The sequence below is a fragment of the Nonomuraea lactucae genome, assembly GCF_003313395.1.
In the GTDB taxonomy this organism is placed as follows: domain Bacteria; phylum Actinomycetota; class Actinomycetes; order Streptosporangiales; family Streptosporangiaceae; genus Nonomuraea; species Nonomuraea lactucae.
Genome location: NZ_QNFZ01000916.1, coordinates 1 through 8,110 on the forward strand (window position 1 = coordinate 1; position 8,110 = coordinate 8,110).

General features: G+C 70.5%; 7 protein-coding genes. 2 read left to right on the top strand and 5 right to left on the bottom strand.

Going from position 1 to position 8,110, the window contains the following annotated elements; all coding sequences use genetic code 11:
• Window positions 1-796 (bottom strand): ROK family transcriptional regulator (locus DQW85_RS31710; protein ID WP_162795536.1); only part of this gene is annotated, 796 nt, incomplete at its 3' end.
• 93 nt (window positions 797-889) lie between these two features.
• Between DQW85_RS31710 and xylA the strand changes: the two genes are divergently transcribed.
• Window positions 890-2,053 (top strand): xylose isomerase, encoded by a 1,164-nt coding sequence (xylA, locus tag DQW85_RS31715; RefSeq protein ID WP_113703469.1) that lies wholly within the window; start codon window positions 890-892, stop codon window positions 2,051-2,053.
• A 549-nt stretch (window positions 2,054-2,602) separates the two neighbouring features.
• The gene (locus tag DQW85_RS31720) at window positions 2,603-3,136 is read left to right on the top strand and encodes a hypothetical protein (protein ID WP_113703470.1); all 534 of its coding nucleotides are present in this window, start codon (window positions 2,603-2,605) and stop codon (window positions 3,134-3,136) included.
• A gap of 69 nt (window positions 3,137-3,205) precedes the next feature.
• On the opposite strand, the gene DQW85_RS31725 is transcribed toward DQW85_RS31720, so the two are convergent.
• The 4 genes from DQW85_RS31725 to DQW85_RS31740 all read right to left on the bottom strand — a co-directional run.
• On the bottom strand, window positions 3,206-4,888 hold the full coding sequence (locus DQW85_RS31725) for an alpha-amylase family protein (protein WP_113703471.1): 1,683 nt from the start codon (window positions 4,886-4,888) through the stop codon (window positions 3,206-3,208).
• Between the two features lie 168 nt (window positions 4,889-5,056).
• Window positions 5,057-5,884: a carbohydrate ABC transporter permease gene (locus tag DQW85_RS31730; RefSeq protein ID WP_205315562.1), complete on the bottom strand. Its 828-nt coding sequence runs from the start codon at window positions 5,882-5,884 to the stop codon at window positions 5,057-5,059.
• On the bottom strand, window positions 5,881-6,876 hold the full coding sequence (locus DQW85_RS31735) for a carbohydrate ABC transporter permease (RefSeq protein WP_205315563.1): 996 nt from the start codon (window positions 6,874-6,876) through the stop codon (window positions 5,881-5,883). Before DQW85_RS31735 ends, DQW85_RS31730 begins: the two co-directional genes overlap by 4 nt.
• A gap of 1 nt (window position 6,877) precedes the next feature.
• Window positions 6,878-8,110 (bottom strand): ABC transporter substrate-binding protein (locus tag DQW85_RS31740; RefSeq protein WP_113703472.1); only part of this gene is annotated, 1,233 nt, incomplete at its 5' end.

Below are 8,110 nucleotides of genomic sequence, written 5' to 3' on the forward strand. Positions count from 1 at the left end.
CGCGGCCCCGGAGCGGGGGCACCGCCCCGAGCAGCGCGTCCTGCCCCGCGTAGACCTCGAGGCAGCCCCGGCCGCCGCACCGGCAGCCGGGCCCGTCGGGCACCACGACGACGTGGCCGAGCTCGCCGGCCTGCCCGTACGTGCCGCGGAACAGCGCGCCGTCCACGACCAGTCCCGCCCCGATGCCGATCTCCCCGGAGACGTAGAGGAAGTCCGTCGCCCCCGAGCCGAACCACAGCTCCCCGAGGGCGGCCAGGTTGGCCTCGTTGTCCACCTCGAACGGCAGGCCGGGCAGCCCGGTCACCCTGACGTCGCGCCAGCCGAGGTGCGGGGCGTTGCGGAGCAGCCCGTCCTCGACCGGTCCGGGCACGGCCAGCGCCGCCCCGGTGACGCGCAGGCCCGCGGACTCGGCCTCCGACACCGCCCACCGGGCCAGGCCGCGCAGCGCGCCGAGGACGTCCTCCGGGCGGGAGTTGCGGTTGTCGGCCGGCCGGGAGCGGCGCACACGTACCGATCGGGTGAGGTCGACGACGCAGGCGGCGAGGTAGTCGACGTTGATCTCCAGCCCGAGCGTGGCCACCCGGTGCCCGCTCAGGGCGACCGCGACGCCCGGCCTGCCGCGCTCACCGGCGCGCACCGCGCCGTTCTCCACCACGGCGCCCGCCTCCAGCAGGTCGGCCACCAGCTTCGACACGGTCGTCTTCGTCAGCCCGGTCCGCTCCGCGAGGGCGGCGCGGGTGAGCGGCCCCGACGCGCGGACCTCCCCGAGCACGACGGCCAGATTGCGGGCACGCATGGAATCGTGCCGGACGCCTCTTGACGTGTTCACAGCCGCCTCCGAGGATTATGTGCATATTATGGACTAATAATAGAGCCGTGAGAGGGCGCCATGAACGCATTCATCCCGACCCCCGGCGACCGCTTCACGTTCGGGCTGTGGACGGTCGGCTGGCAGGCGCGCGACCCGTTCGGCGACGCGACCCGCCCGCCGCTCGACCCCGTGGAGACCGTGCACCGGCTCGCCGAGCTCGGCGCGTACGGCGTCACGTTCCACGACGACGACCTGCTCGCCGTCGAACCGGACCGCGAGAGGGCCATCGCCGCCTTCCGCAAGGCGCTGGACGAGACCGGGATGAAGGTCCCGATGGCCACCACGAACCTCTTCACCCATCCGGTGTTCCGCGACGGCGCGTTCACCAGCAACGACCGGGACGTGCGGCGTCACGCGATCCGCAAGGTCATGCGCAACCTGGACCTGGCCGCCTCGCTGGGCGCGCGGACGTACGTGTGCTGGGGCGGGCGCGAGGGGGCCGAGTCGGACGCGGCCAAGGACGTGCGCTCGGCGCTGGCCCGCTACAAGGAGGCGCTGGACCTGCTCAGCCAGTACGTGCTGGAGCAGGGCTACGAGATCAGGTTCGCCATCGAGCCCAAGCCGAACGAGCCGCGCGGAGACATCCTGCTGCCGACGATCGGGCACGCGCTGGCCTTCATCAACGAGCTGGAGCACCCGGAAATGGTCGGGCTCAACCCCGAGGTGGGGCACGAGCAGATGGCCGGGCTCAACTTCGTGCACGGCGTCGCGCAGGCGCTCTGGCACGGCAAGCTGTTCCACATCGACCTGAACGGCCAGCACGGCCCGAAGTACGACCAGGACCTGGTGTTCGGCCACGGTGATGTGCAGAGCGCGTTCTTCCTGGTGGACCTGCTGGAGCACGGCGGCTACGACGGGCCGCGGCACTTCGACTACAAGCCGCCGCGCACCGAGGATCCCGAGGACGTGTGGGTCTCGGCCGCGGCGAACATGCGCACCTATCTGATCCTGAGGGAGAAGGCTCGGGCCTTCCGGGCCGACCCGGAGGTCCAGGAGGCGCTGCGGGCCTCGCGCGTGGACGAGCTAGCGGTGCCGACGCTCGCGCCGGGCGAGACGCTCGCCGGGCTCGCCGCCGACCAGTTCGACCCGGACGCGGCGGCCCGGCGCGGCTACCACTACAGCCATCTCAGCCAGCTGGCCCTTGAGCACCTGCTCGGCGTCCGGGACCGCGAGGGCCGCTGAGGAGCCCCCCGGCCCCGGGAACCGAGTTGAGAAGCCAACTCATCCGACGTTGAGCCAAGCCTTTGTCGCTCCGCTGGTCGGGGAGACGTCGAGGTAGTCGGCCCTGCCCTCCCCCGTGATGTCGGCGAGCTGGATCTGGGTGTCGGGCGAGCCGACGCCCGAGGCGATCTGCCCCTGGGGGTACCAGAGCCAGCCGCCCGGGGCTGACGAGTCGGGGCCGCCGTTCTTCCAGGCTTGGACGGCGCCATTGCCGGCGAGGACGAGGTAGTCAGCCTTTCCGGAGCCGTAGATCGGGGCGAAACGGATCTGATTGCCGGGTGCACCGACGCCGGAGGCGATCTGATTCTGGGGGTACCAGATCCAGCCGTTCGGGGCTGATGAGCTGGCGCCGCCGTTGAGCCATGCGGTGACGGAGCTGTTCGAGGCGACGTTGAGGTAGTCGGCCAGCCGGTCGCCGTTGATGTCGGCGAGCTGAACGTTGTTGCCAAGGGCGGCGTGATCGGTCCCCAGGACTTGGGGTCTTTCAGGTCCTTACCGCCGAGGTGAGCCATGATGGTCATCCAGGTGAAGGTCATGATCGCGCCGTATACCGCGCCGCAGACCACTCCGGCCAGGGGAGCGGCCGGAGCGAAGGCGGCGAAGCAGATCGCACCCGCGATTGTTCCAGCCACGAATCCGGACGACGCCGCGATGAGCACCTGGAGCCATTCCGCCATGTTCGCGTGGGGTGCGTCGACGACGCTCGCCGGGACGGTGATCGTCAGGGTGGAGGTGGCGGTCGAGCCCGAGCCGACGGAGGTCACCGCGAAGCGGGGAGGGGTCCCGCCCCAGCCCTCGAACGTGGGCTGCGGCGTCGAATCGTCCGTGACGTCCATCTGGTGCTGGGAGAACTCCGCTCGCCAGTCGGCGTCGCTGTCCAACGTGCTGAGCTGGTCCTGGAGGAACGAGTTGAGCACGGCCGGGTCGAGGTTGTCCGCGCTCATCCTGATCACGAAATCTTCCCCGGCGGCGTGCGCGGGCGTCGTGGTCGCCGCCAGACCTGTGGCGAACAGTGCCATGGCGGTCATCAGTGACGGACTTTGATCCGCGTAACTGCTAGCAGCCGGGGGGTGTTGGCGCACCCGATCTCTGAGGAGTGTCAACGTCCTGGCGTCAGCGGAGCACGTAGCCGCCGGTGCTGGTGCGGCCGGCTCCGTTGGTCGCGGTGACCGTGATCCAGGGCCCGGCGGGGTCCGGGCCGCCGGGGCTGACGGGCGCCCAGGCCGACTCCGGAGCGCCGGGCCGGGCGGGAGGGGTGTGCCGTTCCAGCGCGGCACGGACACTCGCCTCCCTGGTCCCCGCCCGCCGGTAGGAGAGCCGGAGGGCGCCGCCGGCCAGGTTGTGGCCCTGGACCCGGATCCCGTCCCGGCCGCCGACGGCCTCCCGGACGGCGTGCACGATGATCGGGTCGTCCCAGCCGGCCGCGATGTCGTCGCTCAGCGACGGGGTGTCCCAGCGCTGCCGGCACGTCAGGAACGGGTCCCAGCCGTAGGCGATGATCTTGGTGGGGTACGGTCCCGCAGCCATGATCTGGCTGTCCACGCGGCTCTTGGAGGCGCGGCCCCGCAGCGGCAGCGGATCGGCCCGGCCGCACTCGCCGTCCACGGGGGTGGGCTCGAAGACCTCCACGTTCACCCACAGCTCCACGCCGGGCACCGGGCGGCGGGCGGCCGCCTCGATGTAGTCGCGGGTGGAGCCGTAGTAGGCCCGCCTGTTGGTCACCTCGCCCACGACCGGCGCCAGGCGGGGGTCCACGCCCGCGCCGGCCTGGTCGGGGCCGTGCACCGGCACCTTCCCGACCCCGCGACCGTCCTGGACGGCGATGGCCATCGGCGCGCCCGCCCGCGTGGCGGCGATCTCGGCGAACCCCTCCCCCACCACGTCCGGAGGGAACCCGCGCGACCTGCGGGCGTCCCAGTACGGGCTGACCGTGATCGTCCTGCCGGGCAGCGTGGCCGCCACCACCGCGTGCTGGGCCCGGTAGAGGCGGAGGACCTCGTCGTCCGGCGCCCGGTCCCGCATGGCCAGCTCGAACGACTGGTAGACCCCCGCGAACGCCGGCGACGTCCCGAACCTGTTGCGGTAGCCCTCCAGCACCCGCCCGGTGAAGGCGGCGAGCGCGTCCGTGTGCGCGAGGTCGGGCAGCCACGGCTTCGCGGGGTCCTGCGGCGCGGCGGGCAGCCCGGGGTAGACCTTCATGCCGTAGCCCGCCGCCTCGGTCAGCAGGTCGCCGAGGCCGTCGCCGTCCGTCGCGACGAGGACGAGGTCGTAGGCCGGGTCGGCGCAGGAGGGGCCCAGCATGACCCGGTAGTAGGCGCGCCCGCCGCTCTCGATCCGCCGGTCGAGCCCCGGGCAGCGCAGCACCGCCGGGCCGAAGTGCTCGCTGGTCAAGTAGGTGAAGACGCGGCGGATGGTCCGGCCCGGGATCGCGTCCCTGGCCGCCAGGTAGCAGGGCCTGCCGCCGTCCACGCAGCCGGCGAAGTCGGGATCGGCCTCGCCGGTGCGGCCGGTGAGCACCCGGCCCGCACCGTCCACGCGGGTCGCCGCGAACCGCGGGCCGAACGTGATGACCGTGTCGCCGCCCACGCCATGGATCGCCTCGACGGTCCTGCGGGTCAGGCAGCGGTCGGGGCGGGGGCTCATCCAGTAGCCGGTGATCGGGTACGCGGCGACCACCCGCGTGTCCCTCGGCGGGCACCCGGAGGCGTCGGCGACCGTCACGGCGCCGGACGCCGCGGACGTGCCAAGAGTCACGAGCGCGAACAGCGCGAGCAGCGCGCGCAGCGTGAGGCTCACATCTCCTCCAGAGCGGTGGCGTCGCCCACGGCCCATCGGGGCGCGGCCGGAGCCCCCTCCTCGCTCCGGCCGCACCGGGCACCGGGTCGCGGCGTGCTCGGCACTCTAGCGCGCCGGTGAGCGCTTACCGCGCCGCGGCCGACCCGCGAGGGCGCCGGCCGGTTCGGGTCAGCCGCGCAGCGCTCCCTTCATGGCGTCGCGGATGAAGCCGCGGGCGAACAGGGTGAAGACCACGGCCAGGGGCAGGACGGCGAGCAGCGTGCCGGCCATGATCATGCTGTAGTCGGTGTTGTGGGCGGTGTTGAGCTGCGAGAGCGCCACCTGGAGGGTGAGGTTGGACGGGTCCACCATGACGATCAGCGGCCAGACGTAGTCGTTCCAGGCGCCGACGAAGGTGGTGATCCCCAGGAAGGCCAGCCCGGGACGGATGACCGGCAGCGCGACGTACAGATACTGCCGGAAGAAGCCGCACCCGTCGATCCGCGCCGCCGCGAGCAGGTCGTCGGGCACCGCGCCACTGATGTACTGGCGCATCCAGAAGATCCCGAAGGCGTTGGCAGCGGCCGGGACGATCAGCGCCTTCAGCGTGCCCACCCAGTCGAGGTTGACCATGATGACGAACTGCGGGATCAGCGCGAGCTGGCTGGGCAGCATGAACGTCAGCATCAGCAGCCCGAATAGCACGTTCCGGCCCGGGAAGTCGAACTTGGCGAAGGTGAACGCGGCCAGCGAGTCGAAGAACAGCACCAGCGCGGTCACGCTGACGGCGACGATGACGGTGTTGAGCATCGACCCGAAGAAATCGATGTTGGTGAGCAGCCGGCCGATGTTCTCGAACAGCTCGGGTCCGGGCGACAGTTTCGGCGGCACCGTGTACATGTCGCGCGTGGTGTTGGTCGCCATGACGGCGGTCCAGTAGAAGGGGAAGAGCGAGATGACGACGCCCGTGAGCATGGTCAGCTGCAGCCCGACCCCGAGGAAGCGCTTGCGGGTCACGAGCCCCCCTTGGCCGTGCGGTCACGGCGCTGCACGAGGCGCCAGTTGATCACGGTGAACAGCAGGATCACCAGGAAGAGCGCCCAGGCGATGGCGGCGCCGTAGCCGTAGTCGTTGTAGTTGAACGCCTCGCGGTAGAAGTAGAGGATCGAGGTGAGGCCGGCCGAGCCCGGTCCGCCGGAGTTGGCGGCGTTGGCGGCGTTGCTGGCGAACAGCACCTGGGGCTCGGTGAAGGTCTGCATGCCGTTGATGGTCGAGATGACCACGGTGAAGAGGATGACGGGCCGCAGCTGCGGGATCGTGACGCGGAAGAAGGTCTGCAGCGGCCCCGCCCCGTCGATCTTCGCCGCCTCGTACAGCTCGTCCGGGATGGCCTGGAGTCCCGCGAGGTAGATGATCGCGTTGTAGCCCGTCCACTGCCAGCAGATCAGCGTGGCGATGACGATCTTGATGGTCCACTCGTTGACCAGCCAGGGCACCGGTGAGGAGCTGAGCCAGCCCAGGATCACGTTGATCAGTCCGGCCTCGGTGCTGCTGAACACCGAGCCGAAGAAGATGGCGATCGCCACGACCGAGGTCACGTTCGGGACGAAGTACGCGATCCTATAGAAGCCGGTGAAGCGGACGGTGCTGTTGAGCAGGTTCGCGAGCACCAGCGCCAGGAAGAGCATCGGCACCGTGGACATGAACCAGATGAGGAAGGTGTTCTTCAGCGACAGCCAGAAGAGGTCGTCCTTCAGCAGGAACTCGAAGTTCCGCAGCCCCACGAACTCCATCTCGCCGAGCCCGTCCCACTTCTGGAAGGCCAGGTAGAGGGAGAAGAGGATGGGGAACAGCATGAACACCGCGAACAGCAGGAAGTACGGCGAGACCGCCAGGTACTGCGGCCAGAACGACCACAGCCCTCGCTTCCTCCCCCGCCGAGCCCGATGACTCCCGCTCGCCGCCGGGGACGGGGCGTCCGCCGGCGTGACGGGGGTGGCGGACACCACGTCAGCTCACTCCCTGGCGCTCGGCGATCTGCTTGGCGGTGGCGACCGCGTCGGTCCAGGCGGTGTCGGGGTTCTTCCCCTTCGTCCAGACGTTCACGATCTCGTCCTTGAACGGCTGGCCGACGGCCGCGTCCGCGGGGGCCTCGTACTGGACCGGGACCTTCTTGGCCGCCTCGCCCAGCACCTCGATCGTCTTCTGGCCGCCGAAGAACGGGTCGCCCTCGGTCAGCGCGGGCATCGCGTACGTGGCCGGGCTGGAGGGGAACAGCGCCGAGTCGGTGAAGCCCCGCGCCGCGTTCTCGGGACTGAGCAGCCAGGTGACGATCTCGAAGGCCAGCTTGGGGTCTCGGCACTGCTTGGGCAGGGCCAGGAAGGAGCCGCCGATGTTGGCCGGGCCGACCGGCGTGTGGGCCACCCGCCACTTGCCGTCAGTGCCCTGCGCGCCGTTCTTGATGTCCAGGGCCATCCAGGCCGCGCCGTACAGGGCGGCCAGCTTGCCGTTCGTCAGGGCCACGTTCCAGTCCTGGCCGTCGAACTTGGGGGCCGTGACGCCCAGCTGGATGCTCTTGACGACCACGTCCCACGCCTTGCGGATGTGGTCCTGGTCGCCGATGAACTTGTTGTTCTCGTCGATGAAGCGCTTCGGGCCCTGGCCGACGGCCACGTCGAACAGCCCCTGCGCGCCGTCCACGATGTAGGCGTCCGGCACGGCCTTCCTCAGCTTCTGCCCGGCGGCGAAGAGGTCCTCCCAGGTGGACATGGACGCCGACACCTCGGCCGGGTCGGTGGGCAGCCCGGCCTTCTTGAAGATGTCCTCGCGGTAGAACATGCCCGTCGGGCCGATGTCGATGGGGAAGCCGATGAGCTTGCCGTCCTTGGTCGAGCCCTGCTTCCACTTCCACTCGACGTACTGCGCGGCCAGCTTGTCGGCGCCGAGGGTGTTGAGGTCGAGGAACCGGTCGGCCTCGGCCAGCATCGAGGCGATGTTCTCGCCCTTGATGCCGGTGATGTCCGGCACGAACTTGCGGCCGTTCATCGTGGTGACGAGCTTCTGCTTGAAGTCGCCGCCGATGATCGAGGGCTTCAGCGTGGTCTGCTTGAAGTGCTTGACCGCGTCCGCCACCAGCTTGTCGCTCAGGCCGCCGCCCCAGTACCACAGCGTCAGTTCCTTGGCGCCGCCGGCGGTCCCCCCGCCGCTGCCGCCGCCGCAGGCCGCCGTGCCCCCGACCCCGGC

Bases quoted from the DNA above. Each gene is read 5' to 3' on its own strand.
- xylA (WP_113703469.1), top strand. From the start codon at position 890: ATGAACGCATTCATCCCGACCCCCGGCGACCGCTTCACGTTCGGGCTG.
- DQW85_RS31720 (WP_113703470.1), top strand. From the start codon at position 2,603: ATGATGGTCATCCAGGTGAAGGTCATGATCGCGCCGTATACCGCGCCG.